3 protein-coding genes are annotated in these 1696 nt (G+C 69.9%); 2 read left to right on the top strand and 1 reads right to left on the bottom strand.

Translation table 11 applies throughout. From position 1 onward, the window contains the following. Both catA and Ae505Ps2_RS17915 read left to right on the top strand, forming a co-directional pair. The coding region (gene catA, locus Ae505Ps2_RS17920; RefSeq protein ID WP_075554262.1) for a catechol 1,2-dioxygenase at positions 1–770 on the top strand (770 nt) is incomplete at its 5' end. Next, a complete protein-coding gene (locus Ae505Ps2_RS17915; protein ID WP_020628467.1) occupies positions 770–1054 on the top strand; it encodes a muconolactone Delta-isomerase family protein in 285 nt (94 codons plus the stop codon). The genes catA and Ae505Ps2_RS17915, both read left to right, overlap by 1 nt. 388 nt (positions 1055–1442) lie before the next feature. On the opposite strand, the gene Ae505Ps2_RS33515 is transcribed toward Ae505Ps2_RS17915, so the two are convergent. After that, positions 1443–1696: transposase family protein (locus Ae505Ps2_RS33515; protein ID WP_349289830.1), on the bottom strand; the 254-nt coding region annotated here is incomplete at its 5' end.

Here is a 1696-nt window from a genome sequence, read left to right as displayed (position 1 = left end):
CCGGCGCCGCCGCCGATCCGGCCCGGGTGTCCGCCATCGCCACCGACACGCTGCAGGCCCTGCACGAGGTCATCCGCAAGCACCAGGTGACCTACGCCGAGTACGACGCGCTCAAGGCCTGGCTGATCCAGGTCGGCGCCGACGGCGAGTGGCCGCTGTTCCTCGACGTGTTCGTCGAGCACGTCGTGGAGGAGGTCGCCAACGCCGACCGCCGCGGCGCCGTCGGCACCATCGAGGGCCCCTACTACGTCCCGGGTGCCCCGGTCATCGAGTCCGGGACCGCGATGCCGATGCGGCCCGGCGAGAAGGGCACCCCGCTGCTGTTCCAGGGCACCGTCACCGACCTCGACGGCGCCCCGATCGCCGGCGCGACGGTCGACCTGTGGCACGCCGACGACGAGGGCTACTACTCCCAGTTCGCCCCCGGCATCCCCGAGTGGAACCTGCGCGCGGTCATCCACACCGGCGACGACGGGCACTTCGCGTTCCGCACCATGCAGCCCGCGCCGTACCAGATCCCGACCGACGGCTCGACCGGCGCGTTCATCTCCGCGGCCGGCTGGCACCCGTGGCGCCCCGCGCACCTGCACCTCAAGGTGTCCGCGCCCGGCAAGCAGCTCGTCACCACCCAGCTGTACTTCGACGGCGGCGACTACGTCGCCGACGACGTCGCCCAGGCCGTGAAGCCGGAGCTGATCCTGCGCCCCGGCCCGGCCGCCGACGGCACCGGCAACGAGGTCACCTACGACTTCGCGCTGGACCCCGCCTGATGGCCCGCTTCGCCGTGCGGATGGAGGTCGACCTCCCCGCCGACATGGACGCCGAGGCGAAGGCCGACCTGCTCGCACGGGAGAAGGCCTGGTCGCAGCAGTGGCAGCGCTCGGGTGAGTGGGTGAGCATCTGGCGCTGCGTCGGCGAGTACGCCAACCTGTCGATCTTCGAGGTGCGCGACAACGAGCAGCTCCACGAGATCCTCTGGGGGCTGCCGCTGTTCCCCTACATGACCATGCAGGTGACCCCGCTGGCCACGCACCCGTCGGACATCCACGCCTGAGACCCCGCGGGGGCGCCCGGGCCCGGTGACGGGCGCCCCCGCGCATTCCCGGTCAATTCCTGACCATTCCTTTACCGGAACCGGGAGACGCTCTTCACGGTCGCGCCGAACGGTCGTCCGACGCCCGCCGCACCGGACGACGCGTTCACCGGACGACGGCCGGCGAACCGCAGGAGAGGCTCTCCGAACTGCTGCCGGACAACGGCGCCGGCCGGCTGGAACTCCTCCAAGAGCAGATAACCAACACGTAAAGCAACCGGACTTCTCGCCCGGTGGACAACGGGCGAAGAATGCGTGACGCGCCGTGCGTCGTCGAACTGGAAAGGGCACACCCGGATCGGGGGTGTTCATTCCACGGGTTAGTGAGGTGTTCTCAGTAGCGGGTTGATCATGTCGTGCGGTCGTACTCGGTGTGGAGTAGTACGAGCGCAGCTGCGGTGATCGCGCCGGTGCGCCAGGGACATAGCGTGACTCGCCGCAACGCGGCGAAGGTGGTCTTGAGCAGGGCGTTTCCGCGTTCGGCCAGAGCACGAAGGGCTGAGTGCAGGGTGTTGACGGTGCGCTGGTTGACCGTCTGCCCGCGGCCGGGGGCGAGTTTGATGGGCACGGTGAGCCGGTCGGCTTCGCCTTCGTAGCCGAGGT

The organism is Pseudonocardia sp. Ae505_Ps2, from assembly GCF_001932425.1.
Taxonomy (GTDB): domain Bacteria; phylum Actinomycetota; class Actinomycetes; order Mycobacteriales; family Pseudonocardiaceae; genus Pseudonocardia.
Note: the sequence above shows the minus strand (reverse complement) of the source record. Positions and strands in the feature narration are given on the sequence as shown.

Excerpts from the sequence above, each read along its gene's own strand:
- Ae505Ps2_RS17915 (WP_020628467.1), top strand. The coding sequence starts at position 770 with ATGGCCCGCTTCGCCGTGCGGATGGAGGTCGACCTCCCCGCCGACATG.